Below are 26063 nucleotides of genomic sequence, written 5' to 3' on the forward strand. Positions count from 1 at the left end.
CTGCCGGGCCCTACGGTCCGCTGAACTCGACCGTGTCCACGTCGAACGAATTGTTCTGCGGTGACGTGAAGACGAGATAGAGCTTGTGCGTACCGTCGTGGGCCTTCACCGGTACCGGATCGGTCGGCTTGTAGACGTCCCAGCCCCCGGTGTTGGGGATCGGGGTGGTGGCGAGCAGTTCGCCGTCCGGTGCGCCCGCGCGCAGCTCGATCGCGCCGACCCCGTACGGCGAGGAGACCTGGTAGCGCACCGAGTCGATGCCCTCCACGCTCATCGGTTCGAACGCCACCCAGTCGCCGTCGCTGATGTCGCCGATGCGTTTGCCGTTCGCCGCGCCCGCCTGGTTGACGATGCGCGTGCCCTTCTGGTCGTCGTAGTACTCGGCCTGCTTGAGCTTCGGTTGCAGGACGGACCGCCCGTAGCCGGTCAGCGCCGGTGCTCCGGCGCCGCCGCCGTCGGTGTACTTGGCGTTGAGTACGTAGGTGAGGTCGGCTCCCTCCGGATGGCCGCCCAGGTCACCGGTGTCCACGGTGCCCTCACAGCCGGCGATGTCGTTGGTCGGATGCTCGTGTTCGTCGTGTCCGAGTGCCGGGTTGATGGTGACCTTGGAGCAGTCGATCGTCCCGTCCTCCGGGTCGGTGACCGTGATCTTGTACGGGATCCGGTCGCCGAACTCGATGAGTTTGCCGCTGACGGGGAAGTCGATGGTCACCTTCGGGGTCGTGTTGCCCGCCGTGATGGGCACGTTGGCGAAGCCGGACTTCCCGCTGGAGTCGGTGACCTTCAACTGGGCGCTGAACTCGCCCGCTTCGGTGTAGGTATGGGTGGCGTTCTCGTCGGTGGAGTCGTACGTGCCGTCACCGTCGAAGTCCCACTCGTAGGTCAGCGCGTCACCGTCCGGGTCGGCGCTGCCCGCGCTGGAGAAGTCCACCTTGAGCGGGAGCGGTCCGTCGGTGACGGAGGCCTTGGCCTTGGCGACGGGGCTGCGCCGTCCCTGTGCGTAGTCGACGCGGTAGAGGCCCGAGTCGTTGTTGCCGCCGCCGAACTCGCTGCCCCACTCCAGGACGTAGAGCGAACCGTCGGGACCGAAGGTCATGTCCATGGGGCTCTTGAAGGCCACGGAGTCCATGAAGTCGTTGACCTTGAGCAGCTTCTCGTCCTTGTCGAAGCGGACTTCCTTGATGTAGTTGCGTGACCACTCGTAGAGGAAGCTCGCGCCGTCGAAGTACTCGGGGAACTTCGTCTCGGAGGGGTTGTCGGCGTCGTAGCGGTAGACGGGCCCGCTCATCGGGGCCGAGCCGCCCTGGCCCATCTCCGGGAACTGCTCCGACACGCCGTAGCCGTACCAGAGTTCGGGCTGCTGGATCGGCGGCAGCTTCGTCAGTCCCGTGTTGTTGGGCGAGGGGTTGGTCGGATTGGCGCAGTCGAACTTCGCGCCGATCTCCCCGGTGTCCGGGTTGTAGGGCGCGTACGGCTGGTTGTCGCCGTGGCAGAACGGCCAGCCGAAGTTCGCGGGCTTCTTCACGACGTTGTACTCGACCAGGCCCTCGGGTCCCCGGTCGGTGGTGGGCAGTCCGCGGTCGGGGCCGTAGTCGGCGAGGTGGACGTAGCCCGTCTCCTGGTCGACGGTGAAGCGGAACGGGTTGCGGAAGCCCATCGCGTAGATCTCGGGTCGGGTCTTCGCGGTGCCCTTGGCGAAGAGGTTGCCCTTGGGGATGGTGTAGCCACCGCTGCTCTTGGGCTTGATACGCAGCAGCTTGCCGCGCAGGTCGTTGGTGTTGCCGGCGGTGCGCGCGGCGTCCAGCATCTCCTTGCCCTTGCGCCAGTCGATCGGCGCGTAGCCCTGCCAGTCGGGGTCGAGGTTGGGCGGTACGTCGTCGCCGACGCCGAGGTACAGGGTGCCGTCGGGGCCGAACTCGACGGCGCCGCCGGTGTGTCCGGGCTCGGTGAAGGTACGGGAGCGGTAGGCCGGGACGTCGAGGAGTTTCTTCTCGCTCGTCAGATCGAGGGTGTTGCCTTTGAGGGTGAAGCGGGAGAGCCGGTTGACGTCCTTGGTCTCGGCGGCCGGCGCGTAGTAGAGATAGACCCAGTTGTTGTTCGCGAAGTCCGGGTCCAACTCCATGCCGACCAGGCCGTCCTCGCCGCCGGTGTAGACGTCGAGCTTGCCCGCCGTGACGGTGGAGTGGGACGCGGGGTCGAAGATCTTCAGTTCACCGTTGCGCTGCGCGTAGATCGCGCGGCCGTCGTCGGCGACGTCCAGCTCCATCGGGTCGGCGGTGTTGTCGTCGAGGGTGATCTTCTCGTAGGCACCCCAGTCGGTGCCGCCGCAGTCGCCGGGCTTCTGGCCGGCCGCCCACTGGAGTCCGCCGACGACATGGTCGCGGAAGGCCTCTTCGTCGTAGGCGGGGGTGTCATGGCCCATGGCGGTGGCCCAGACCTTGCCGCCCTCGGTGTTGCGGCACCAGGAGATGGGGTGGTCCGCGCCCATGGCGTCGGGGCCGGGGTTGTAGGTCGTCTCGTCGGCGGTGACCAGGACGTGGACGTCACCGCGCGGGTTCTCGTCGAAGTTGTACCACTCCTCGGGGCGTTCCCAGCGCTCGGGCAGTCCCTTGGTGGAGGGGTGGACCTGGTCGGCGACCTTGGCCGTGCCCTTGAGCACACCGGGCGAGTGGGTCGGCATGTGGGCGCCGCCGTTGATGGTCTCGTCCCACCACGGGAACGCCTCCTCGACACCCATGTCCAGGGTGTTGTGGATGGCGACGATGCCCTTGCCGCTCTGCACGAAGGTCTGCATGGCCTGGCGCTGGGCCTCGGTGTCCCAGACCATGCCGGAGTTCTGGAGCATGACGATCGCGTCGTACTGGGCGAGGTTGTCGTCACTGAAGACGGTGGGGTCGTCGCTCTGGACGATCTCGAAGCCGTTCTCGGCCGCCTCCTCCTCGAACATGGCGATGCCGTTCGGGATGGAGCCGTGGACGTAGCCGACGGCGCGGGTGAAGAGCAGGGCCTTGAAGGCGGGTTCTTCCTTCTCGGCGGCTCCGGCGCCGGTGGGCAGGGCGGTCAGGGCGAGCAGCAGGGCGCCGACGCCGGCGACGAACGCTCTTCGGATCGCTCTCCCACGACGGTTGATGTCATGTTTCTTGTCATGCGCATGCCATTTCATGCCGGTCCTCTCTGGGCGGGCGGATCGGGCGGGATCGGTTTCGGGATCGGGATCGGGCGGGATCGGGCGGGTGGCTCCGGGCCCTCTTAGCGGATGCCGGCGAGGACCCGGCGCAGGAACGCCAGGCCGTCGGTGGCGAGCGCGTCCTGACTGGGTGCGAGCGGGCGCCAGACGGAGGCGGCGACAGCGATCGCGTCGTTGTGCGCGGTGAAGGACTCGATGCACAGCGGCCCCCGGTAGCCGCTGTCGGTGAGCGCGGTCAGGAAGCCGGGCCAGTCGAGATGGTCGGCGCCGGGCGCGCCGCGGTCGTTGGCGCAGACCTGGACATGGACGATGCGGCTGCCCGCCTCCCGTACGGCGCCGGGCAGCCCGCGCTCCTCGATGTTCTGGTGGTAGACGTCGAGCGCGATGCCGATGCCCGCCGGGTCCAGGCCGTCCATGGCCGTGAGGCACTGGGCGACGGTGTTGAGCAGGCTCGTCTCGTACCGGTTCAGCGGCTCGACGGCGATCGTCACCCCCGCGTCCCGCGCGTGGGCGACGACGGGCGCGATGTGCTCACGCCACTCGGCCCACGCCGCCGCCCGCTCGCCGCCGGTCATGCGCCAGGAGCGCCCGACGGCCGCGTAGACCGGACCCGCCACGACCGGCGCGCCGATCGTGTGGGCCGCGTCGACGCAGCGCCGCAGATAGTCCTGGGTGGCGCCCACGGTCGCCGGGTCGGTGGCCACGAGATCACGGCCGGGCGGCATGACGGCGACGACGGCGGCCGGGGCGAGCCCGGTGGTGTCCAGCAGTTTCGCCGCGGCGGCCGGCTGCCAGTCGTCGGCCTGTTCCAGCGGGAGTTCGGCACAGTCGAAGCCCCAGGCGGCCAGCCGCGGCAGTGTCTCGGCGAGCGCTTCGGCGTCGACCGGCGAGTGCCAGATCCACGGATTGGCGCCGACGGTGAACGGCCCTGTCGGCGCGCTCACTTGCCGCCCCAGTCCTTCGGGAATCCGGGCATCGACTCGCAGCCGCACATCGCGTAGTGCAGCGGCGGCATACCCGGCTTGAGGTAGTCGCCCAGGTTCTCCTGGGTGATGGTGGGCTGCGGGAGCTTCCACTCCTTGGGCACCTCCTCGCCCTTGAGGATGTCCAGCGCGGCGATGACGGGCGTACGCCACTGGAACGTCGGGTACGCGGGGGCGATCGCCGTGAGGTCCTTGTCCTGCCAGGCCTGGAGGAAGTCCTGCTGGTCCTCACCGGTGATGGGCGGTACGTCCTTGCCCGCGTCCTCGAAGGCCTCGACGGCGGCGACGGCCGTGGCGCCGGAGTCCATCCACACACCGTCGATGTCACCGTGCCGGGTGAGCGCGTCGGTCACGATCGACTTGGCCTTGGCCGGGTCCCCGTCGGTGAACTTCACGTCCACGACGTCGAGTTCACTCTTGTCGAAGGCGACCTTCGCGGCCGACCAGCGGGTCTCCAGGACGTCCACGCCGGGCGAGATGCGCAGCGCGAGGATCTTGCCCTTCGGCTTGACCTTCTCGACGAGGAAGTCGGCGGCCACCGCGCCGTACGCGTAACCGCCGATCGGGTTGACGAAGGTGACGGCGCAGTCGGTCTCGACGCCCCGGTCGAAGACGATGACGGGCACCTTGCCGCAGGCCTGCTTCACGGCGGGGGTGAGGGTGGCCGTCGTGTTCGGCGAGACGATCAGCGCGTCGCAGCCGCGTGCGGACAGCTCCTGAATGTCGGAGATCTGCTTGTCGTCCTTGCCCTGGGCGTCCAGGACGGTGAACTTGGTGATCTCCTTGTGGAGTTTCACCTCCGCCCGCATGTTCTTCAGCCCCACCTGGCGCCAGGGGTTGAAGACGCCCGCGTTGGAGAAGCACAGCTCGATGCCGCTCGGGTCGGCCATCTTGTACTGCGAGGTGTCGACCATCTCCGGGTTGAGCATCTGCTCCCACGGCTTGCCTTCCGGCCCCTCGGGTTTCGCGTCCGCGAGGGCCAACTGGCGGTCGTACTCGGCCTGTTCGAAGAAGGAGGACTGCTTCCCGGTGCCCGTGTCCGCCGTGCTCCCGCCGCCGGAGGCGGCCGGGGCGGACTCGGGCGGCGCGTCGCTCGTGCAGGAGGCGAGGAGTACGGCGCCGAGCAGCGCGGCGCCCGAGGCCAGCGCCCGTTGGCGGACGGTACGGATGACGGTCATGAGGGTGTTCCTCCCGAGGGGTGCGTACCGGTGGGGGGCGTGCGGCCTGCTGGACCGCTGCCGGGTGATGGGCCGCCGGCGGGTGGTGTGCCGCCGGGTGGTGTACGGCGGCGTAGCCGGGACCAGTCGGCGGCTCCGAGGCCGACGGCGGCGATGACGATGACGCCTTGGACGGTGGACTCCAGTGCTCCGGAGACACCTTGGAGGTTGAGCAGGGTGAACAGTGCCTGGAGCGAGAAGGCACCGGCCATGGCGGCGGCCACCGATCCCCGTCCGCCGCCGAGGACCACACCGCCGAGGACGACGGCGGTGATGGCCTCGAACTCGTAGCCCCTGCCCGCCTGCGCGGAGACTCCGGAGAAACCGCCGACGAGGACGGCGGCGAGCGCGGCGGCGGCGCCGGACAGGATGAAGGCGACGGTCCGGACCCGGATCACCCGCACGCCGGCGAGCGCGGCGGCGCGGTCGCTGTCACCGGTGGCGACGAGCGTCCGTCCGAAGTCGGAGCGCGTCACCAGGACCGCGACGGTCCCGGCGACCAGACACGCGACAACGGCCCAGGGCAGCCAGCCGAAGGCGGTTCCCCGGCCCAACTGGCGGAAGGCGGAAGGCAGTACGCCCTGCGGTGAGCCGCCGGTCCAGAAGAAGACGGCGCCTTCGAGGATGAGCATCATGCCGAGGGTGGTGATGAAAGACGGCACCCGCAGGACGGTGGTGATCAGTCCGCTGACCAGTCCGGCCAGAGCGCCGGCGACGATCAGGACGGCGGTGACCACCAGCCAGTGCGCGTCGGGGAAGGAGCCGTACAGCTCGGCCGCGACGACCACACCCGCGGTGACGATCGCGCCGACGGAGAGGTCGAACTCGCCGCTGACGATGACCAGATACTGCCCGGCCGCCAGGATCACCAGCGGGGCCGCGCGCTTGACGAAGGAGAGGAAGCTGTCGGGTTCGTAGAAGCCGGGGTCGGTGATCAGGAGTGCGAGGAGCAGCCCGGCGAGCAGCACGTAGACGGGGATGCCGGTGCCGAGCGCGCGGACGATCCTCTTGCCGGGAGCGGCCGTGGGGGCTCTCTTCGCCAGGGTCTCGGTCGGGACGCTCATGCGGTCCGCCCATCCGTCAGGGCCTTCGGTGGCTTCGGGGTCCGCCGTGGCCGGGCGTAGATGGCGACGGCCGCGATGATGACGACGCCGCGTACGACGTTCTTGAAGAACGGGTCGACCGACAGCTGGTTGAACACGCTGTCGAGGACGGCGAGGACGAACACGCCGCCGAGGGTGCCCGCCACTCCCCCACGGCCGCCCGCGAGCGCCGTGCCGCCGAGGACGACGGCGGCGATCGACTCCAGGTCGTAACGCGCCTCGGTGCCCGCCCACGGTGCGCCGGCGCCCAGTCGCGCGGCGAGGAAGAGCGCGGCGGCGCCGACGCACAGCGAGCACAGGACGTGCGCGATGACGACGGTGCGTCCCGTCCGTACGCCGGAGAGCCGGGCGGCGTGTTCGTCGCCGCCGGTGGCGTACATGTGGTGGCCGAGGCGGGTGCGGCGGGTGATGAGCCACATCAGGGCGGCCACCGCGATGAGCAGGAACACCGAGACGGGGACGGGGCCGATACGGTCGTAGCCGAGGCGCTGGAAGGAGACCGGCACCTCGCCGGCGGGTCCGGTGTAGTTGTCCTCGATCCAGCCGCGCAGGATGAACGCCATGCCGAGGGTCGCGATGAACGCGTTGACCTTGAGTCCGGTGACGATCAGTCCGTTGACCAGTCCGACGGCGACCGAGAGGGCGAGGACGGCGAGCACGGCGGTGACGACGCCGCCGCTCACCATGGTCTCGGCGGCGACGAGCGTGCCGAGGCTGATGAGGTAGGCGACGGAGAGGTCCAGGGAGCCGGTGAGGATGACGGCGGACTGACCGACGGCGACCAGGCCGAGCGCCACGCAGTTCTGCAGGATGGCGACCGCGTTGGTGGTGGTGAGGAAGTTCCCGCCCTGGGCGGCGACGACGATCCAGCCGAGGACGGTCACGGCGAGCGCCGCGAGCCAGACGCCGACGACGGGGTCGACGGAGCGGCGGGCGGAGCGGAGCCCCTTGGACCTGGACAACGATGTCTGTTTCCGCGGCGGTCCGGACGGTGCGGGAGCGGATTCGACGGTGGTCACGCGGCGCCCTCCCGTCGGGCACCGGGTGCGTCGGACGGGCGGTCCGATCCGGCTGTCGCGAGGCGCATGATGCTCTCCTCCGTCGCCCCGGCGGGCAGTTCACCCACGAGGCGCCCGTCGGACATCACGAGGATCCGGTCGCTCATCCCGATCAGTTCCGGGAGTTCGGAGGAGATGATCAGTACGGCCAGTCCCTCGCGGGCGAGGTCACGTACGAGGGTGTGGATGGCCGCCTTGGCCCCGACGTCGACGCCGCGGGTGGGCTCGTCGAAGAGCAGCACCTGCGGGTTCGCGGCCAGCCACTTGGCGATGACGACCTTCTGCTGGTTGCCGCCGGAGAGGAACTGGGCCTGCTGGTCCTCGCCGCGCGACTGGAGCCGTACGCGTTCCAGGAGCGCGGTGACCTCACGTCCCGCCGGGGGTCTGCCCCGTACCGCGACGGCGCGGGTGACGAGCAGGGCGTTGTCCCGTACCGACTGACGCAGGGCCAGGCCCTCGGTCTTGCGGTCCTCGGTGACCAGGGCGATGCCCGCGCGGATGGCCTCGCGCGGCCTCGACGGCCGCAGTGGCTTGTCCCCGACCGTCATGGCGCCGGTGGTGAAGGGCGCGGCGCCGAACAGGGCGCGGGCCAGTGACGTACGCCCGGCTCCCTGGAGTCCGGCGATGCCGACGACCTCACCGGCGCGCAGCGTCAGGTCGATGTCCCTGACGCGGGCGTTGCCGCCGCCGCTGACGGTGAGCGTGACGTCGCCGATCTCGTCGTGGCGGGCCCGTGGCGGGTAGTACGCGGTCAGGTCGCGGCCGACCATCGCGCGGACGATGTCCTCCGGTGTGGTGTCGGCGGTGTGCACGGTGGTGACATGGCGGCCGTCCTTGAGGACGGTGACCCGCCGCGAGAGGTCGAAGACCTCCTTGAGGCGGTGCGAGATGTACAGGATACCGAGGCCGCGCGCGGTCAGCCGGCGTACCAGGGCCGACAGGAGCGCGACCTCGTGGTCGGCGAGCGGCGCCGTTGGCTCGTCCATGACAAGCACACGTACGTCGGAGGCGAGCGCCTTGACGATCTCCACGGTCTGCTGCCGGGCGACGGACAGGTCCTTCACGAGCGTGCGCGGGGTGATGCCCGTCTCGTCGATCTCGGCGAGGAGTTCGGCGGTGCGCCGCTCCATGGCCGTGCGGTCGACCAGGCCGTAGCGGGTCGGCTCCCGGCCGAGGAACACGTTCTCGGCGACGGTGCGGTGGGCCAGGAGCGCGAACTCCTGGTGGATGATGCCGATCCCGGCGGCCTGCGCCTGGCCGGGGTGGCTGAACGTGTGCGCTGTTCCGTCGAGGGTGATCGTGCCGGTGTCGGGGGTGTGCTCGCCGGCCAGGACCTTCATCAGGGTCGATTTCCCCGCGCCGTTCTCGCCCACCAGGGCGTGGACTTCACCGGGTTGAAGGTCGAGTCCCACGTCATGGAGCACACGCACCCCGAGAAAGCTCTTGGACACGCCCTGCATCGTCAGCATCCCCTGGCTCCTCGATGGCTCTCGGTCGCGGTCTGCTGTGCAATGTCGTGACTGGGCTTTGACCTGTCAAGGGTCCAAGCACCGTTCTTTTCAGCGGAGCTGACGGAGACTTTGGTCGACCGGCGAAATAACGATGTCTTGTGAGCAGCGAAAGTCGTCCCTAAGGTGAGGGCATGTCTGCGCTGCCGGATCACAGCAGTTACACCGTCTCCCACACACCGGGCGAGGTGCTCACGCTGATCAGTTCCGGAGCCGCCGCGACGCGCGCGGATCTCTCCCGGATGACAGGTCTCGCGCGCTCCACGGTCTCCCAGCGCGTGGACGCGCTCATCGCGCACGGCTTCGTCGACGAGTCGGGGCCGGAGGCCGGCGGCTCGACGGGCGGCAGGCCGCCGCGCAGGCTCCGGCTCCGTACTCGCGAGCACGCGGTGGCGGGCGTCGACCTCGGGGCCTCGCACTGCAGGGTGGCGCTGATGGACATCGGCGGTACGACCCTGGCGACGCAGGAGGATCCGCTGTCGATCGGGGACGGACCCGACTCCGTCCTGCGTCATGTGGAGCGCACGCTGCACACGCTGCTGGAGAAGTCGGAGCGCGATCCGCGCACGCTGCGGTCCATCGGGGTGGGGGTGCCGGGTCCGGTCGAGTTCTCCACGGGGCGCCCCGTGGATCCGCCGATCATGCCCGGCTGGCACCAGTATCCGATCCCCGAGTTCTTCGCCTCGCGCTTCGGCGCGCGGGCGCTCGTCGACAACGACGTGAACGTGATGGCCCTGGCCGAACAGCGCCGGGCGTTCCCCGACACCCGTTTCCTGCTCTACATCAAGGTGGGTACGGGCATCGGCTGCGGCATCGTCGCCGACGGCAGGCTGCACCGGGGCGCGCAGGGCAGCGCGGGCGACATCGGACACATCAAGGTCAGCGAGCAGGAGGACGCCTGCCGGTGCGGGAACTTCGGCTGTCTGGAGGCGGTGGCCGGCGGTGCGGCGATCGCGGCGAAGCTGGCGGGCCTCGGGCTCGACACCGCGTCGGGCAGCGATGTCGTACGGCTGGTGAAGTCCGGCAACAGGGACGCGCTGCGCATGGTGCGCGAGGCGGGCCGCGCGGTCGGCGAGGTGCTGGCAGGGCTGGTGAACTTCTTCAACCCCGACACGGTGGTGCTCGGCGGGGCGCTGGCGGCCGTGCACGACCAGTTGCTCGCCGGCGTACGGGAGGCGGTGTACCGGCGGTCGCATCCGCTGGCGACCCATGTGCTGCGCATCGAGCCGAGCCGTACGGGTGAGAACGCGGCGGCGTTCGGGGCGGGGATCCTCGCGATCGAGCACGCGCTGTCGCCGGCGCAGGTGGACCGGCAGGTGGCGCGCGACGTCACCTCGTGACCGGGCGTCACGCCGGGAGCGGTCCCGTGAATCCCACCCCGCCCCGTCGGCAACGCGCCTGACGGGCCGTCATATTCAATGAACGTCAAGGTCGGACCAACATCCTTCCAGGCCGGCCGGGTCCGCTCATTGGTTCACACCACTGACGCGCCGCAGGCCCGTGGCCTGCCGCTCACGAAAGTCCGCGACACGCGCGCTGACGTGCAAAATCCTTCTCCCCACGCCTGATTGACGGATCGCCTTCAAGCCGATACCCCTGTACCCCTGCCCTGTACTCGGCACCCGGCACCCCCGCTTCGCGCACCACGTCACTGGAGGCTGCTTTGCAAGGTTCCGCCCCCACCCCCGCCAGACCCGTCCGCGGACGTGCGACGCGCACGGCGGGCGCCGTCGCCTCCGCCGCCCTGCTGCTGCCCCTGGTGTCGGCCTCGCCCTCCGCCACCGCCGAACGGCCCACCGCAGGCTCGCTCCAGAGCCACTTCGCCGAGGCGGCGGCCCGGTACGACGTACCGCAGAGCGTCCTGCTCGGCGTCTCGTACCTCCAGTCACGGTGGGACACGCACAGCGGCGCCCCCAGCGTGACCGGCGGCTACGGCCCCATGCACCTCACCGACGCCAGGACCGCGATCGCCGAGGCGCCGCACCACTCGCACGGCACGGAGGACGCCCGCGGCGACACGTCCCGCGCGGTACGGACGGGCGCACCGGACGCGGTCCGGGAGGACGCCGTACCGGAGAACTCCGAACTCCCGGCGCGGCTGCGCACCGTCGACCGGGCGGCGAAGCTCACCGGACAGTCCGCCGAACGGCTCAGGCAGGACCCGGCCGCCAACATCCGGGGCGGCGCGGCCCTGCTGGCCGACGCCCAGCGGGCGCTCGGCAGACCGGCGAGCGCCGACCCGGCCGACTGGTACGGCGCCGTCGCCCGCTTCTCCGGCGCCGACGACTCGGCCACCGCCGCGACGTACGCGAACGACGTGTACGCGGTGATCCGCGACGGCCAGCGGCGTACGACCGACAGCGGCCAGCGGGTGGCGCTGACCGCCACGCCGGACATCGCCCCCGACACCTCCCAGGTGTCGACGCTCGGGCTGCGCAAGGCCGACGCCGGGCAGACCGAGTGTCCGCGCACGGTGGCCTGCGAGTGGATCCCCGCGCCGTACGAGGAGTTCGGCGAGGGCGACTACGGAAACCACGACAAGGCGGAGCGCCCCAAGGCGGGGTCCCCCGCCATCAAGTCGATCGTCATCCACGACACCGAGGCGACCTGGGACACCACGCTCAAGCTGGTCCAGGACCCCACATACGTCTCCTGGCACTACTCGCTGCGCTCGTCCGACGGGCACATCGCCCAGCACGTCCCGCTGAAGGACGTCGGCTGGCACGCGGGCAACTGGTACGTCAACTCCACCTCGGTGGGCCTGGAGCACGAGGGTTTCCTCGTCTCCCCCGACGCCTGGTACACCGAGGCGATGTACCGGACGTCGTCGCGGCTGGTGCGCTACCTCGCCGACCGGTACGACATCCCGCTGGACCGGCAGCACATCATCGGCCACGACAACGTGCCGGGCACGACTGCGTCGACCATCGCCGGGATGCACACCGATCCGGGGCCGTACTGGGACTGGGCGCACTACTTCGAGCTGCTGGGCAAGCCGTTCAAGGCGGAGGGCGGACGTGACGCGGGCGCGGTGACGATCCGTCCCGACTACGCGTCGAACCAGCCGGTCTACACGGGCTGTGTGACGGCAGGTCAGGCGTGCGCCCCGCACGGCTCGGGCGCGGTCCGGCTGCACACCGCGCCGGACGCCACGTCACCGCTGGTCAAGGACATCGGTCTGCGGCCGGGCGGCGGGGACTCCACGACCGGCGTCAACGACCTGGGCGCACGTGCCTCGACGGGCCAGCAGTTCGCCGTCGCCGGGCGCGACGGCGACTGGACGGCGATCTGGTACCTCGGCCAGAAGGCCTGGTTCCACAATCCGCGTACGGCGCCCACGGCCGTGAGTACCGAGGAGCGGGTGCTGACGCCGAAGGCCGGTCTCGCGGAGGTGCCGGTGTACGGCAGGGCCTACCCGGAGGCATCGGCGTACCCGGCCGACATCCCGGTGCAGACGATCTCGCCGTTCCCGTACAAGCTGCTCGCCGGCCAGGAGTACGTGGTCGGTGACCGGGTGCCGGGCGCGTACTACTTCGCGCCGACCTTCGACACGACGGGTCACCGTGTGGTGAGCGGCGAGGAGCAGTACTACGAGATCCAGTTCGGGCACCGGGTCGCCTTCGTGAAGGCGTCCGACGTCCGGGTACTGCCCTCGGGCCGCTGAGAGCCTGTCACGCGGCCCTCGCAGGGCGACGGGCGCCACCGGCCTGTGGGGGGCCGGTGGCGCCCGGTTCACGCTCCCCGTCCGACCGTCAGTAACGCAGTACCGCCGCGACCCGGTGGTGCCCGGCGAGCACGTCGTCGTCGAGGAACACGACCCGCGCGCCGCCGTCCAGGGCCGTCTCGACCAGCTCGTCGACGATGTCGTCCTGCACGTCACGGCTGAGAGCCGCCCCGTCGTCGCCGTCGACCGGGATCAGATGCCCTTCGCTGACCCTGGCGGACCGCTGGAAGTGCTCCTCCACCGCGACGAGTCCGGCGCGCCTCTCGCGTACCGCCTCCCACACCTCGTCCAGACCGGCGGCGAAGGTACGGCTCCCCCTCGCGTCGTCGAGCCGGGCCAGCACGTCCCTCTCCTCGCCGCGCGCGTACTGCTCGACAACGGGCCGGACCGCCGTACGCAGCACATGCGCCGGGCCGTCCGTCAGGCCGCCCTTGGCCAGCCGGCCCGCGGCGGCCCTGGCGGTGCTGCCCGCGTCCTCCAGCAGGGCCAGCGCGGGAGCGACGCCGACCAGATGGAACGGGCGCGGGCTGACGGCGAGCACAGCCATGAAGGCGTCGTCCACGGACCGCAGGAACTTACGGGTCTCCTCGTCCATGAAGGTGCTCGGCGTGTCGCCGATCCGCTCCTCACGCTCCACGTCCCACGTCTCCTCGGGCGCGGTCATCGGGAAGCCGTCGGCGCGGTGCTCGTGCAGGGCGTCGCCCACGCCGTTCCACAGCGTCGCGCGGTCGGCGGCGACGTTCAGCACCCAGTACTGGTGCGGCTGGGTGGTGGCGGCGACCAGGTTCCGGGTGAGATACGTGTCGCTGATGACGACCGACTCGGGCGTCTCGCGAGGCAGGTACCAGACCTGGTGCTCGTCGGCGTCGGCGAGGATCAGCAGCCCGTCGAGCTTGTGGCGCAGGTCCACCTCGGCCGCCGCCTGGCTGAGCTGCGCCCCGACGGCGAGGCGGGTCGCCTTCGGGATGTCGGGGTCGGCCTCCATGCGGTGCAGGGCCTCGGCGACGACGTTGCGCAGCCGCACGGCGTCGCCGTCGTTCAGCGGCTCGTGCCGGTGGGTGGGCATGGTCAGGGACACCGCCGGATACGGCCTCGGCTGCCGCAGTTTCCGCAGGACCTCGAGCGTCAGATCGTTACTGTCCATGCTGCCCCTTCGCTCGGCGGAGATCCGACACCGGCGAGCGGCCGGTATGGAGTACCCCGGACCTGCTTCCAGTCTGCGCGACGCCGCCGAGATCCGCAGGGGCGCGGAGCCGCCGGAATCCGGGGCCACCGGAAACACGGCGGGACCCCGCCCGGCTGCCGCCGCTGCCGGACGGGGCGACCGGGAGGTGTCAGTGCCCGCCGCGGCCGGCTGTGAATTCGTAGGTCCGGCCCGCCGTGGCGCGGAACGTCTTCTCGCCGCCGGACAGCAGCGTGCTGCGCAGGGTCAGATTGCCGGTGCGGCTCGCTGTGAGGACGATGCGGCTCGCCTTCCCTGCCGCCCAGGTGATGTCCAGCGTGGCGCCGCCGCGTGCCCGCAGCCCGGTGACCGAGCCGTCGGGCCAGGACGCGGGCAGGGCCGGCAGGACCTCGATCGGGCCGTGCTGGCTCTGGAGCAGCATCTCGGCGACACCGGAGGAGGCGCCGAAATTGCCGTCGATCTGGAACGGCGGATGGGTGTCCCACAGGTTCGGCAGCGTGGAGCTCTTCAGCTGCTCGGTGAGCATCTTGTGCGCGTGGTCGCCGTCCCTCAGCCGCGCCCAGAAGTTGATCTTCCAGGCCTTGCTCCAGCCCGTGCCGCCGTCACCGCGGGCGGTGAGGGAGACCTTGGCCGCGTCCGCCCATTCGGTGCCGACCTCGATCTGCCGGCCCGGATGCAGTGCGTAGAGGTGCGAGACATGCCGGTGGTCGTTGTTCTGGTCGTCCAGGTCCTCCTTCCACTCCTGGAGCTGGCCCCACGAGCCGATACGCAGTCCGGGGTCCAGCTCGCGCAGCGCCAGCCGCAGTCGCCCGCGGAACCTCGGGTCGTCGCCCAGGGTCTCCGAGGCCTCCAGCGTGTTGGTGAACAGGTCGTACACGATCTGCTGGGACATCGCCGCGCCGGCCGTGAAGTCGCCCTGCTCGGGCGAGTAGCTCGGGTTGACGACGAGCTTGCCGTCGCGCGGGTCGGTCCGCAGGAAGCCGAGCCAGAACTCGGCGGTCTCCTTCATCACGGGGAAGGCGGTGGAGCGCAGATAGTCGGTGGAGGCGTTGAAGCGGTAGTGGTCGTACATCTGCTGGGTGAGCCAGGCTCCGGCCTCGGGGAACCAGAACGAGGTCGGCCAGGTGTGCAGGCCTGTGAAGCCGTACGGATTGGTCTCGTTGTTCACCACCCAGCCTGCCGTCTCGAACATCTCCCGCGCGGTGACGCGGCCCGGTTCGCGCATCGAGTCGACGTAGCTGTCGTACGGCACGGTGGTCTCGGCGAGGTTGGTGACCTCGGCGAGCCAGTAGTTCATCTGGAGGTTGATGTTGACGTGGTAGTCCGCGTCCCAGGGCGGGTTGGTGACGTTGTTCCACACGCCCTGGAGGTTCGCCGGCAGCGACCCGGCCCGTGACGAGGCGATGAGCAGATACCGGCCGTACTGGAAGTACAGCGCTTCGAGCGCCCTGTCGGCGGCGCTCGTGCCCCCGGTGTACTGGGCGAGCAGCTGGTCGGTCGGCAAGTCGGGCAGCTGCTGGCCGATGTCGAGCGACACCCGGTCGAACAGCCCCTGGTAGTCGTCGACATGCTCGGTGCGCAGGTCGTCGTAGGAGCGGCCGGCCGCCCGGTCGACGGCGGCGGTGACGGCGCCGTGGGGGTCGTCGGTGCGGTAGTCGGGGTAGGTGTCGGCGTAGTCGGTGCCGGCCGCGAGGACGAACCACGCGCTGTCGGCGCCGCTGACGGTGAGGGTGTCGTTCGCGGCGGTGACGCTGCCGCCCTGGGTACGTACCCGGATCTGGCCCTCGAAGAGCAGCCCGTTGTTCTGGAGCTTGCCCCGGATCGTGAGCCGGTCGCCGCTGGCCGTGGCCGTGAAGTCGTTGCGGGGTGAGGTGTAGCGGAGGGTGAAGCCGATCTTGCCGGGCTGGTCGGCGGCGAACCGGCCCGCGATGACCTTGCCGGGGTGGGAGGCGAAGAACTCCCGTGTGTACGTGGCACCTTGGTGGGCGTACGAGACCGTGGCGAGGGCCGTACCGATGTTCAGGGAGCGCCGGTAGGAGGCGTCGGGGACGCCGGGCGCTCCGGGGACGTCGAGCAGCAGGTCGCCGAAGACGTTGTAGGAGCCGAAGTTGTGCTTGGGCTGGCCCAGCTCCGCCACGACGTCCTCCGGGGTCATGGACCCCTCGGCGTCGATACGGTCCTGGATCCCGCGCAGCACGCCGGGTCGCGGGCTGGTCCAGTTGCCGTGGTCGTAGTCGGGCGCGCCGGGGCCGCCGGTCCACAACGTCTTCTCATTGAGGACCAGGCGCTCGGAGGCGAGCGTTCCGTAGACGCCGGCGCCGAGCGCGCCGCTGCCGATGGGGAGGCTTTCGCGTTCCCAGTTGGCGGCGGGCTTCGCGTACCAGAGTGTCAATTCATCGGAGGTGTCGGCGGCTGCGGCCCTACCGGCCAGAGCAGGTACACCCAGCGCGAGAGCACTGGTTACGCCGAGTGCGGACTTCATCGTGGTTCTGCGGGTGATGCCCTGAGTCATGCGGCAGACGTTAAAAGTCCGATGACTGAATTGGCAAGGCACATGACAAAACCTCGCGGCAGACAATTTTCAAGCCGCGAGGCAGTGGGGTGGGAGGCTCAGCCCTGCTGGAAGAGTTCTGCGGGCAGCGGCTTCAGCAGCGCGTAGAGATCATCGGTGATCGGCCGGTCCCAGCTGGCGATGGTGACGAGGACGTTGTCGCTGCGGTCGAACTGCACGCAGGCGATACGGCTTTCGGAGAGCTTCAGCCGGCGCACGATCAGCAGGTTGTCGCCCTGCATGACCGGCACGTCCTCCGTACTGACGACGTCGACCTGCTCCTCGTTCTCCAGGGCGATCAGCAGCTGTGCGACCTCGAAGGGGATCTGGCCGTCCTCCAGCTCGCGGGCCGGTGACCCCTCGGGCAGATTGCCAATGATCATCGCCGGGCCGCGTCCGCCGAACAGGTCGTACCTCAGGAAGACACCCTGACAGCTGCCGTCGGGGGCGGGCAGCAGGCCGGCGCCCAGATTGCCGGGCCAGTCACCCGGGTCCATGGCCAGGACGTCGAAGTCCGGGCCCGCGGGTGTGGCGGCGCTGCGGCGGCGGAGGAAGGACATGCGGCCATGGTACGTCTCCGCGGGACCCCGCCGGACAGGGCCTCGGCCCCCGGGCCACGGGGCGCGATCAGGTGAGGTCGAACTCCCCTTCGCGGGCGTTGAGTACGAAGGCCCGCCACTCGGCGGGGCTGAAGATCAGTGAGGGATTCCCGGGTTTACCGCCGTTGCGCATCGCGATGAACCCTTCGACGAAGGCGATCTGGACGTCTCCCGTGCCCTGGCTGCTGGACCGCCAGTCAGCCTTGCTCAGGTCCAGCTCCGGCTTGTCCCAGCCCGCCAGCGGCTGCTGGGCGGTGGTGCTCTCAGCCACGTCCCGCTCCTCCCGGTTCGTCGTCCGGGGTCAGCCTATCGATCGTTTCCGGTCCCGCACAGGCCGCTGCACCGGACGGCCTCAACCCCCTTGGGGTGGTGGCCGGTTGGGCCCGCGATGACCGCCGGACGGGCGTTCGACCCGGTCGGTCACGGGAGTGACGGCCCCGGACCCCTGAGTCTTGACGCCCGTCCGGAGGGCTGGATTACTGGGCGGGAACAAGATCAACCGAATGATCGGTCGTCCGGGTGTCCCCGGCCGGTACGGAAGAGTCGGAGAGTCAGCCATGACGGTTCTGCTGGACGCCGGGGAACGGCTCGGCCGGGACGAACTCGAAGCGTTGCAGCTCACGCGGTTGCGGGCGACGCTGCGGCACGCGTACGAGAACGTGCCGTTCTACCGCGAGTCGTTCGACGCCGCCGGGCTGCGGCCGGACGACTGCCGCTCGCTCGCCGACCTCGCCCGCTTCCCCTTCACCGCCAAGTCCGATCTGCGGGACCACTATCCCTTCGGGATGTTCGCCGTCGACCAGGCGGACATCCGGCGCGTCCACGCGTCCAGCGGCACCACGGGCCGCCCGACCGTGGTCGGCTACACGCAGGGGGATCTGGACACCTGGGCCGACGTGGTGGCCCGCTCCATCCGGGCGGCCGGCGGCCGGCCCGGCCAGAAGGTCCATGTGGCGTACGGATACGGCCTGTTCACCGGCGGGCTGGGGGCGCACTACGGTGCCGAACGGCTCGGCTGCACCGTCGTCCCGGCGTCCGGCGGCATGACCGCCCGCCAGATCCAGCTGATCACGGACTTCCGGCCCGAGATCATCATGGTGACGCCCTCCTACATGCTGACGCTGCTGGACGAGTTCGAGCGCCAGGGCGTCGATCCCCGGACCACCTCCCTGAAGGTCGGCATCTTCGGGGCGGAGCCGTGGACGGAAGAGATGCGGCGGGAGATCGAGGAGCGGTTCGCGATCGACGCGGTCGACATATACGGCCTCTCCGAGGTGATCGGCCCCGGTGTGGCGCAGGAGTGCGTCGAGACGAAGGATGGACTGCACATCTGGGAGGACCACTTCTACCCGGAGGTCGTCGATCCGTTCACCGGTGAGGTGCTGCCCGAGGGGGCGGAGGGCGAGTTGGTCTTCACCTCCCTCACCAAGGAGGCGATGCCGGTGATCCGTTACCGCACCCGCGACCTGACGCGGCTGCTGCCGGGCACGGCGCGGGTCTTCCGGCGGATGGAGAAGGTCACCGGACGCAGCGACGACATGGTGATCCTGCGCGGGGTGAATCTCTTCCCGACCCAGATCGAGGAGATCGTGCTGCGTACGGCGGGGGTCGCCCCGCACTTCCAGTTGCGGCTCACCCGCGAGGGACGGATGGACGCCCTGACGGTACGCGCGGAGGCGCGGGCGGGGGCGACCGCCGAGCAGCGTACGGCCGCCGCGCGGGCGATCGCGACGGCCGTGAAGGACGGGATCGGGGTCTCGGTGGAGGTGGAGGTGGTGGACCCGGAGACGCTGGAGCGGTCGGTGGGCAAGATCAAGCGGATCGTGGACCTCAGGACGCCCTGAGCCGGCCGACGGCCTCGGCCGGTGGGAAGCCCCGTCCGGTGCCCACGCCGGTCACCCGGCGAACCGGTCGCGCAGCTCGCGCTTGAGGATCTTGCCGCTCGCGTTGCGCGGCAGCTCCGTCACGAACAGCACCTTCTTCGGCGCCTTGAAGTGCGCGAGCTTCTCCCTCGCGTGGTTCAGGAGTACGGCCTCCGTCACCTCGCCGCGCGGCACGACCACAGCCGTGACCGCCTCGATCCAGCGGTCGTCCGGCAGACCGATCACCGCGGCCTCGGCGACGCCGGGATGCGCGTACAGCGCGTCCTCGACCTGGCGTGAGGCGACCAGCACACCACCGGAGTTGATGACGTCCTTCACCCGGTCGACCACCGTGTAGTAGCCGTCGGCGTCACGCACGGCGAGGTCGCCGGAGTGGAACCAGCCGTCCCGGAACGCCTCCGCCGTCTCCGCCGGCTTCTGCCAGTAGCCGGCGCAGAGCTGCGGCGAGCGGTAGACGACCTCGCCCGCCGTCCCGTCGGGGACCTCCTTGCCGTCCTCGTCCACGACCCGCGCCTCCACGAAGCGCACCGGGCGCCCGCAGGAGTCCATCCGGCCCTCGTGCTCCTCGGGGCCGAGGACGGTGGCGAGCGGGCCGATCTCGCTCTGCCCGAAGCAGTTGTAGAAGGCCAGCGACGGCAGCCGTGCGCGCAGCCGCTCCAGGACGGGCACCGGCATGATCGAGGCGCCGTAGTACGCCTTGCGCAGTCCGCCGAGTTGACGGGTGGCGAAGTCCGGGTGGTTGGAGAGGCCGATCCATACGGTCGGCGGCGCGAAGAGACTGTCGGCGCGTCCCGCCTCCACCAGGTCGAAGACGGCCGTCGGGTCGGGCCCGTCGAGGATGACGTTCTCCGCGCCCACGGCCAGGTACGGCAGCAGGAACACATGCATCTGCGCCGAGTGGTAGAGCGGCAGGGAGTGGATGGGCCGGTCGCTCTCCCGCAGATCCAGCGCGTCGATGGCGCTGGCGTACTCGTGCACGAGCGCCCGGTGCGTCATCATCGCGCCCTTCGGCAGCGCGGTGGTGCCCGAGGTGTAGAGCAGTTGCGCCAGGTCGTCGGGGTCGCGGTCGGGGTCGTACGGCTCCGGGACGGCCAGCGCGGCGAGCAGCGAGCCGTCGGTGTCGCGCAGCGCGCGGACGGCGACACCCGGCGGGACGCGGTCGGCGAGCGCCGGGTCGGTGAGCACGAGGGTGCTCCGGGACTGCTCCAGGATGTACGCGAGGTCGTCGCCGGTGAGGTGCTGGTTGACCGGTACATGGACGAGCCCGGCCCGCGCGCAGGCGAGGAAGGCGATCAGATAGGCGTCAGAGTTGTGGCCGTAGGTGGCGACGCGGTCGCCGTCCTGGAGTCCGTGTCCGCGCAGGACCGCGGCGGCCGTCGATACGGCGGTGTCCAGCTCCGCGTAGGTCCAGCTCCGGTCGGCGTATCCGACCGCGGTGCGGTCGGGGACCCGCCGGGCGCTACGGCGAACGACGCCGTCGACGGTGTTGTGGAGCAGTTCCCTGACGGCGCGTTCCTCGGCGTTCATGGCGTGATACTCCGTGCCGTCACGGGGCCGGTCAAGCCCCTGCGTCGGCGGGCCCGAGGCGCTAAGGGCTCACCGCGAGAAAGACGAACGCCGCGAAGACCGCCAGGTGGACGCCGCCCTGGAGCAGGGTCGCCCGCCCCGGCACGACCGTCAGCGCGGCCACGACGACGGTGAGGGTGAGCAGCACCATATGAGTGGCGTTCAGGCCGAGGACCAGCGGTCCTTCCAGCCAGATGGTGGCGAGCGCGATCGCGGGGATCGTCAGCCCGATGCTGGCCATGGCCGAGCCGAGCGCCAGATTGAGGCTGGTCTGGACCCGCTCACGGCGGGCGGCCCGGACGGCGGCCAGGGTCTCCGGCGCCAGGACGAGCAGGGCGATGACGACTCCCACCACGGCGTGCGGCATCCCCGCCGACTCCACGCCCGACTCGATGGTCGGCGACACCGCCTTCGCGTCGCCGACGACGGCGACCAGCGCCACGACGAGCATGATCGCGCTCAGGGTCGTCGCGCGCCGGGTGGGCAGCGGCGCGTGGTCGTCCAGCTCCTTGATCTCGCCCTCCTGCGTGAGGGGCAGGAAGTAGTCGCGGTGCCGGACCGTCTGCATGGCGACGAACAGTCCGTAGAGCCCGAGGGAGGCGATCGCGGCGAATGTGAGCTGCGCGGTGGAGAACTGGGGCCCCGGTTTGCTCGTGGTGAAGGTCGGAAAGACCAGGCTGAGCGTGGCGAGTGTGGCGACGGTGGCCAGCGCGCCGCCCGAGCCTTCGGCGTTGAAGACGGTGACCCTGCTGCGCAGGGCACCGACGATCAGGGAGATGCCGATGATGCCGTTGCAGGTGATCATGACAGCGGCGAAGACGGTGTCCCTGGCGAGGGTGGAGCTCTTGGCGCCGCCGTCGACCATCAGGGTGACGATCAGCGCCACTTCGATGACGGTGACGGCGACGGCGAGCACGAGTGAGCCGAACGGCTCGCCGACCCGGTGCGCGACGACCTCGGCGTGGTGTACGGCGGCGAGTACGGCGCCCGCCAGGAGCAGCGCCACCAGGGCGACCGCGTAGCCCGGCAGGTCGCGCCCCCAGCTGAGCACGAGCGCCACGAGGGCGAGCAGCGGTACGACTTCGGTCCAGCGGGACCACAGCGATCGGATCCCGGTACGCGTCGTCATACGCCTCACGCTGCCAGAGGTGCTTGGTGACCGCGCGGTGAGCAGCCGGCACCCTCGTGGACCGGTCCGAAGCGGGGCCGGTGCCAGTAACCTCGGGCGGCGGACGGTTTCGGACGGAGCGTCAGAGGGGTGTGCCGGATGAGCGGGGACACGGCGGGCGGCGGAATCAGCCGGCGGAGGCTGGGCGGGGGGATGCTGGCGCTGGGCGGTGCGCTCGCGCTGGCGCCGATCCCGTTCGCCGACGCGGCCACCGCCATAGGCGCGGGGGCGGGGTCACCCGGCCCCGCGGGCTCGGGTACCGGGCGGCCCTCGCCCACGCTGCGGCGCGGCTCCCCCGAGCGCGCCGGGCTGCTGCCGGGTCCGCTGGAGCGGCTGGTCGGGGACGCCGAGCGGTTCCTGGCGCCGTCGCCGAAGCACCCCTGGTACGCGGGCGCCGTCCTGCTCGCCGGGCGCGGTGGCACGGTCGCGCTGCACCGGCCCATCGGCAAGGCGGTGCGTTACTCGGCGTACGACGAGGCGACCGACACCGGTGTCGAGTTCCCGGCCGACCGGCAGATCGCGATGGCCGAGGACACCGTCTTCGACCTGGCGTCCGTCTCCAAGCTGTTCACGTCGATCCTCGCGGTGCAGCAGATCGAGCGGGGGGCGCTGGCCCTGGAGGAGCACGTCGCCGCGTACCTCCCGGACTTCGGCGGCGCGGGCAAGCAGGACATGACGGTCCGTCAACTACTCACGCACACCTCGGGCTTCGCCGCCTGGATCCCGCTCTACCGGGAGCCGACGCGCGAGCGGATGCTCCAACGGCTCATGGACGAGGCGCCCACGAGCCCGCCGGGCAGCGTCTACCGGTACTCGGACCTCAATCTGATCTCCCTTCAGCTCGTCCTGGAGAAGATCACCGGGCGCGCCCTGGACGTCCTGCTGCGGGAGGAGATCACCGCTCCCCTCGGCATGCACCGCACCCGCTTCAACCCGCCCGCGTCGTGGAAGCCGAAGATCGCTGCCACGGAGGACTGCCGGCAGCCGTGGTCGGGGCTCGACCGCGGTCTCGTGTGGGGTGAGGTGCACGACGAGAACGCGTTCGGCTTCGACGGTGTCGCCGGTCACGCCGGGGTCTTCTCGTGCGCGTGGGACCTGGCGGTCCTGGGCCGTACGCTCCTCAACGGCGGCGTGTACGGCCGGGCGAGGATCCTGCGGCCGGCGTCGGTGGAGCTGATGTTCACCGACTTCAACACGGACTTCCCCGGCGACGAGCACGGTCTGGGCTTCGAGCTGTACCAGCACTGGTTCATGGGGGCCATGGCCACGCCGCGTACGGCGGGGCACACCGGCTTCACCGGGACCAGTCTCGTGCTCGATCCGACGACCGACTCGTTCCTCGTCGTCCTCGGCAACTCCATTCATCCGGTGCGTGGTTGGCGCTCGGGCAGCGCGCCGCGGGTCGCCGCCGCCGACAACCTGGCGCGCGCCGTGCCCGTGGCGCCCGCGCGGGGCCGGACCGCGTGGTTCTCGGGGATGGCCGCCACCACCGCCACGCTCACACTGCCCGCGGTCGACGTCACCGCCGGGGAGGCGCGGGTGCGCTGCTCCCTGTGGTGGGACACGGAGCCCGTCACGGACGTGCTGGTCCTGGAGGCGTCCGGCGGTGACTCCGAGTGGCTGCCGGTCCCGTTCACGACCACCAAGTCCGGCCAGGAGCCGGGCACACCGCATCCGACGGGCTCGGTATCGGGCTGGTCGGGGCGCGTCTGGCACCGGCTCCACGCGGACCTCGCCGACTGGCGCGGGCGACGGGTGCGGCTGCGTTGGCGGTACGCGACCGGTGGGCCGTACGTCGGCCGTGGCGTCTACGTGGACGGACTGCGGGTCGAGGACGGCAGCCGTACGGTGTTCGACGACTCGCGGCACGGGGACGCGGTCCGAGTCGAGTTGGACGGCTGGAGCGTGTCGGCCGACTGAACCCCGGTACGGGCGTTCCAAGCCCACCCCCTAGGGTTTCCGGGGTGACTGTGACCACCACCTTCAGCGACGCCTTCCTCCGGACGACCGAGCGGCACGCCGCCTGGGGCGCCCAACAGCTCGAAGCCTTCAACGAGTTCATGCCGACCGGGCCGTGGACGGCCGATCTCGACCAGCGCCTCTACCGTCAGGCGGAGCGCAATCTGCGGATCTCGGTGCTGGGGAGCTTCGACACGACCGAGGGCTCGTGGCTGTGGGGCTGGGCGAACCCCGGCTTCGGTGGAACCCCCGTCGTCGGCGCGGCGGACGAGATACGGCGGCTCGGCGAGGCGCACGGCATCCCTGAGTTCACGGCCGATCTGGTCGACCTGTCGGCGTTCGACGACCCGCGCTTCGCGGTGGAGACACTCGCGTTCGGGGCGATGGGCGCGCTCGGCGCCTCCGGCTACATCGGTGTCCAGGCCTCCGCCGAAGGCCGTCTGTACATGGTGCCGGACGACCCGCAGGTGCCGCGTGCCGTGCCCGACGCCATCACGTTGCCGCGTGTGCTGCTGACGGGCACGGGCCTGTTCGGCGGGAGTTCGGCCCGTGCCGTGGTGGCCGGGTACTTCGACCACCACGGGGTGACTCGGTGTCAGGAGGCGGACCGGATCAGCGCCGACCTGCCCGGCGGCTCGACGGTCGAGGTCCTGTTCGACGACGCCGGGCGCGTCGCGTCCGTCGAGATGAAGAACGTCTCCCGGTAGACCGTACGCAGACCTCACGCTGACTCCGGCCGGGCTCAGCCGGCCGGGGTCCGGCCCTGCTCCAGCACCGCCATCGCCGCGTTGTGTCCAGGTACGCCGCTGACGCCTCCGCCGCGTACCGCGCCCGCGCCGCACAGCAGGACATTCGCGTGCGCCGTCTCCACGCCCCAACGGCCCGTGTCGGCCGTGGCGTACGGGAAGGCGAGATCGCGGTGGAAGATATGGCCGCCGGGCAGCCGCAGTTCACGTTCGAGGTCGAGAGGAGTCTTCGCCTCGATACAGGGCCGCCCCTCGCCGTCCACCGCGAGACAGTCGGCGATCGGCTCGGCCAGGTGGGCGTCGAGCTGGTCCAGGGTCGCCTTGAGCAGTTCGTCGCGTACGGCGTCGTTGTCCTCGGCGAACAGCCGCGCGGGCGTGTGCAGTCCGAAGAGGGTGAGGGTCTGATAGCCCCGCGCGGCCAGTTCGGGGGCCAGGATCGACGGGTCGGTCAGTGAGTGGCAGTAGATCTCGGAGGGCGGCGCCGACGGCAGCCGGCCACCGGCCGCTTCCTCGTACGCCGTCGCCAACTGCCCGTAACCCTCCGCGATATGGAACGTCCCGGCGAACGCGTCGCGCGGGTCGACGCTCCGGTCGCGCAGCCGTGGCAGCCGGCGCAGGAGCATGTTGACCTTCAGCTGGGCGCCCTCGGCGGCGGGTGCGGGCGGGGCCTCGCCCAGCAGGCCGGCGAGCGCCTGCGGCGACGCGTTCACCAGGACGTGGCGCGCGGCGACGCTCCCGGTGTCGCCCGCCTCCGTACGGAAGGTGACCTCGGCGCTGCCGCCGTCCGTCTCGACGCGGGTCGCCTCGTGGCCGGTGACGATCTCCGCGCCCGCCGCGCGTGCCGCGTCGGCGAGTGCGTCGGTGAGCGCGCCCATACCGCCGACCGGCACGTCCCAGTCGCCGGTGCCGCCGCCCACCACGTGGTAGAGGAAGCAGCGGTTCTGCAGGAGGGACGGGTCGTGGGCGTCGGCGAAGGTGCCGATCAGCGCGTCGGTGAGGACGACGCCGCGTACGAGGTCGTCGGCGAACCGCTCCTCGATCGCGACGCCGATCGGTTCCTCGAAGAGCATGCGCCAGGCGGCCTCGTCGTCGATCCGGGCCCGCAACTCGGCGCGCTCGGGCAGCGGTTCGGTGAGGGTGGGGAAGACGCGCTCGGCGACCTTCAGGGTGGAGGCGTAGAACGACTGCCACGCCGCGTACTCGGCGTCGCCTCCGGTCAGGGCGGTGAACGAGTCCCTCGTACGGCCGGCGACGCCGCCCACCAGCAGTCCGGTCGCCCTGCCGTCGCGTTCGGCCGGTGTGTACGAGGAGACGGTCCGCTTCCGTACGGCGAACCGCAGTCCCAGCTCGTCCACGATCTTCCGCGGCAGCAGCGACACCAGGTACGAGTAGCGCGAGAGCCGGGCGTCGACGCCGGCGAAGGGTCGGGTGGAGACGGCGGCTCCGCCGGTGTGGCCGAGGCGTTCCAGGACGAGGACGGTGCGCCCGGCCCTGGCGAGATAGGCGGCGGCGACGAGTCCGTTGTGGCCGCCGCCGACGATCACGGCGTCGTAGGAGGCATGGGTGGGAGACAGGAGTGCGGGCATGGCTCTTGGTAACACGTTTGCCGCCGGTACGGGACCCGGCGG

The 26063-nt window shown here is 70.7% G+C and carries 18 protein-coding genes; 5 read left to right on the forward strand and 13 right to left on the reverse strand.

What is annotated here, in order from left to right; translation table 11 throughout:
- Window positions 1-10 precede the first annotated feature (10 nt).
- The 6 genes from ACIBLA_RS21960 to ACIBLA_RS21985 form a co-directional block, all read right to left on the reverse strand.
- On the reverse strand, window positions 11-3163 hold the full coding sequence (locus ACIBLA_RS21960) for a ThuA domain-containing protein (protein WP_399199528.1): 3153 nt from the start codon (window positions 3161-3163) through the stop codon (window positions 11-13).
- 86 nt (window positions 3164-3249) lie between these two features.
- Window positions 3250-4131 (reverse strand): sugar phosphate isomerase/epimerase family protein, encoded by an 882-nt coding sequence (locus tag ACIBLA_RS21965; protein WP_399199529.1) that lies wholly within the window; start codon window positions 4129-4131, stop codon window positions 3250-3252.
- The gene (locus ACIBLA_RS21970; protein WP_363244910.1) at window positions 4128-5348 is read right to left on the reverse strand and encodes an ABC transporter substrate-binding protein; all 1221 of its coding nucleotides are present in this window, start codon (window positions 5346-5348) and stop codon (window positions 4128-4130) included. Before ACIBLA_RS21970 ends, ACIBLA_RS21965 begins: the two co-directional genes overlap by 4 nt.
- Entirely contained in the window at window positions 5345-6451 is a 1107-nt protein-coding gene (locus tag ACIBLA_RS21975) for an ABC transporter permease (protein WP_399199530.1), read from the reverse strand. The genes ACIBLA_RS21970 and ACIBLA_RS21975 overlap by 4 nt, the downstream gene beginning before the upstream one ends.
- Window positions 6448-7452: an ABC transporter permease gene (locus tag ACIBLA_RS21980; RefSeq protein ID WP_363244938.1), complete on the reverse strand. Its 1005-nt coding sequence runs from the start codon at window positions 7450-7452 to the stop codon at window positions 6448-6450. The genes ACIBLA_RS21975 and ACIBLA_RS21980 overlap by 4 nt, the downstream gene beginning before the upstream one ends.
- 53 nt (window positions 7453-7505) lie before the next feature.
- The gene (locus ACIBLA_RS21985) at window positions 7506-9017 is read right to left on the reverse strand and encodes a sugar ABC transporter ATP-binding protein (protein ID WP_399199531.1); all 1512 of its coding nucleotides are present in this window, start codon (window positions 9015-9017) and stop codon (window positions 7506-7508) included.
- 173 nt (window positions 9018-9190) lie between these two features.
- On the opposite strand from ACIBLA_RS21985, the gene ACIBLA_RS21990 reads away from it, so the two are divergent.
- Together ACIBLA_RS21990 and ACIBLA_RS21995 are read left to right on the forward strand one after the other, a co-directional pair.
- Entirely contained in the window at window positions 9191-10396 is a 1206-nt protein-coding gene (locus ACIBLA_RS21990) for an ROK family protein (protein WP_399199532.1), read from the forward strand.
- Between the two features lie 323 nt (window positions 10397-10719).
- On the forward strand, window positions 10720-12720 hold the full coding sequence (locus ACIBLA_RS21995) for an N-acetylmuramoyl-L-alanine amidase (RefSeq protein ID WP_399199533.1): 2001 nt from the start codon (window positions 10720-10722) through the stop codon (window positions 12718-12720).
- 88 nt (window positions 12721-12808) lie between these two features.
- On the opposite strand, the gene ACIBLA_RS22000 is transcribed toward ACIBLA_RS21995, so the two are convergent.
- From ACIBLA_RS22000 to ACIBLA_RS22015, 4 genes are all read right to left on the reverse strand, one after another.
- On the reverse strand, window positions 12809-13924 hold the full coding sequence (locus ACIBLA_RS22000; protein ID WP_363244915.1) for a chemotaxis protein: 1116 nt from the start codon (window positions 13922-13924) through the stop codon (window positions 12809-12811).
- 190 nt (window positions 13925-14114) lie between these two features.
- Complete coding sequence (locus ACIBLA_RS22005; RefSeq protein ID WP_399199546.1) at window positions 14115-16445, reverse strand: glycosyl hydrolase family 95 catalytic domain-containing protein; 2331 nt, start codon at window positions 16443-16445, stop codon at window positions 14115-14117.
- 128 nt (window positions 16446-16573) lie between these two features.
- Window positions 16574-17074 (reverse strand): hypothetical protein, encoded by a 501-nt coding sequence (locus ACIBLA_RS22010; protein ID WP_189105770.1) that lies wholly within the window; start codon window positions 17072-17074, stop codon window positions 16574-16576.
- 67 nt (window positions 17075-17141) lie between these two features.
- Window positions 17142-17384 (reverse strand): DUF397 domain-containing protein, encoded by a 243-nt coding sequence (locus ACIBLA_RS22015; RefSeq protein WP_363244916.1) that lies wholly within the window; start codon window positions 17382-17384, stop codon window positions 17142-17144.
- Between the two features lie 286 nt (window positions 17385-17670).
- Here ACIBLA_RS22015 and paaK point away from each other — a divergent pair, with 286 nt between their 5' ends.
- The gene (gene paaK / locus ACIBLA_RS22020; protein WP_363244917.1) at window positions 17671-18957 is read left to right on the forward strand and encodes a phenylacetate--CoA ligase PaaK; all 1287 of its coding nucleotides are present in this window, start codon (window positions 17671-17673) and stop codon (window positions 18955-18957) included.
- A gap of 51 nt (window positions 18958-19008) precedes the next feature.
- Here the strand turns inward: paaK and ACIBLA_RS22025 are convergent, their stop codons facing one another.
- Together ACIBLA_RS22025 and ACIBLA_RS22030 are read right to left on the reverse strand one after the other, a co-directional pair.
- Entirely contained in the window at window positions 19009-20523 is a 1515-nt protein-coding gene (locus ACIBLA_RS22025) for a fatty acyl-CoA synthetase (protein ID WP_399199534.1), read from the reverse strand.
- A gap of 61 nt (window positions 20524-20584) precedes the next feature.
- The gene (locus tag ACIBLA_RS22030; protein WP_363244919.1) at window positions 20585-21691 is read right to left on the reverse strand and encodes an ionic transporter y4hA; all 1107 of its coding nucleotides are present in this window, start codon (window positions 21689-21691) and stop codon (window positions 20585-20587) included.
- Between the two features lie 138 nt (window positions 21692-21829).
- Between ACIBLA_RS22030 and ACIBLA_RS22035 the strand changes: the two genes are divergently transcribed.
- Together ACIBLA_RS22035 and ACIBLA_RS22040 are read left to right on the forward strand one after the other, a co-directional pair.
- Window positions 21830-23650 carry a serine hydrolase gene (locus ACIBLA_RS22035; RefSeq protein ID WP_399199535.1) on the forward strand — a complete coding sequence of 607 codons (1821 nt, stop codon included), beginning with the start codon at window positions 21830-21832 and terminating at the stop codon, window positions 23648-23650.
- Window positions 23651-23694: 44 nt separating this feature from the next.
- Window positions 23695-24396, forward strand: coding sequence for a DUF6882 domain-containing protein (locus tag ACIBLA_RS22040; RefSeq protein WP_399199536.1), 702 nt, complete (start codon window positions 23695-23697; stop codon window positions 24394-24396).
- Window positions 24397-24431: 35 nt separating this feature from the next.
- Here ACIBLA_RS22040 and ACIBLA_RS22045 read toward each other — a convergent pair whose 3' ends face one another.
- Complete coding sequence (locus ACIBLA_RS22045; RefSeq protein ID WP_399199538.1) at window positions 24432-26021, reverse strand: phytoene desaturase family protein; 1590 nt, start codon at window positions 26019-26021, stop codon at window positions 24432-24434.
- Between the last annotated feature and the right edge of the window lie 42 nt (window positions 26022-26063).

The organism is Streptomyces sp. NPDC050433 (genome assembly GCF_044458565.1).
Taxonomy (GTDB): Bacteria; Actinomycetota; Actinomycetes; order Streptomycetales; family Streptomycetaceae; genus Streptomyces.

Bases quoted from the DNA above. Each gene is read 5' to 3' on its own strand.
- ACIBLA_RS21960 (WP_399199528.1), bottom strand. From the start codon at position 3,163: ATGAAATGGCATGCGCATGACAAGAAACATGACATCAACCGTCGTGGG.
- ACIBLA_RS21970 (WP_363244910.1), bottom strand. From the start codon at position 5,348: ATGACCGTCATCCGTACCGTCCGCCAACGGGCGCTGGCCTCGGGCGCC.
- ACIBLA_RS21975 (WP_399199530.1), bottom strand. From the start codon at position 6,451: ATGAGCGTCCCGACCGAGACCCTGGCGAAGAGAGCCCCCACGGCCGCT.
- ACIBLA_RS21985 (WP_399199531.1), bottom strand. From the start codon at position 9,017: ATGCTGACGATGCAGGGCGTGTCCAAGAGCTTTCTCGGGGTGCGTGTG.
- ACIBLA_RS21990 (WP_399199532.1), top strand. From the start codon at position 9,191: ATGTCTGCGCTGCCGGATCACAGCAGTTACACCGTCTCCCACACACCG.
- ACIBLA_RS22000 (WP_363244915.1), bottom strand. From the start codon at position 13,924: ATGGACAGTAACGATCTGACGCTCGAGGTCCTGCGGAAACTGCGGCAG.
- ACIBLA_RS22005 (WP_399199546.1), bottom strand. From the start codon at position 16,445: ATGAAGTCCGCACTCGGCGTAACCAGTGCTCTCGCGCTGGGTGTACCT.
- ACIBLA_RS22010 (WP_189105770.1), bottom strand. From the start codon at position 17,074: ATGTCCTTCCTCCGCCGCCGCAGCGCCGCCACACCCGCGGGCCCGGAC.
- paaK (WP_363244917.1), top strand. From the start codon at position 17,671: ATGACGGTTCTGCTGGACGCCGGGGAACGGCTCGGCCGGGACGAACTC.
- ACIBLA_RS22025 (WP_399199534.1), bottom strand. From the start codon at position 20,523: ATGAACGCCGAGGAACGCGCCGTCAGGGAACTGCTCCACAACACCGTC.
- ACIBLA_RS22030 (WP_363244919.1), bottom strand. From the start codon at position 21,691: ATGACGACGCGTACCGGGATCCGATCGCTGTGGTCCCGCTGGACCGAA.
- ACIBLA_RS22035 (WP_399199535.1), top strand. From the start codon at position 21,830: ATGAGCGGGGACACGGCGGGCGGCGGAATCAGCCGGCGGAGGCTGGGC.
- ACIBLA_RS22045 (WP_399199538.1), bottom strand. From the start codon at position 26,021: ATGCCCGCACTCCTGTCTCCCACCCATGCCTCCTACGACGCCGTGATC.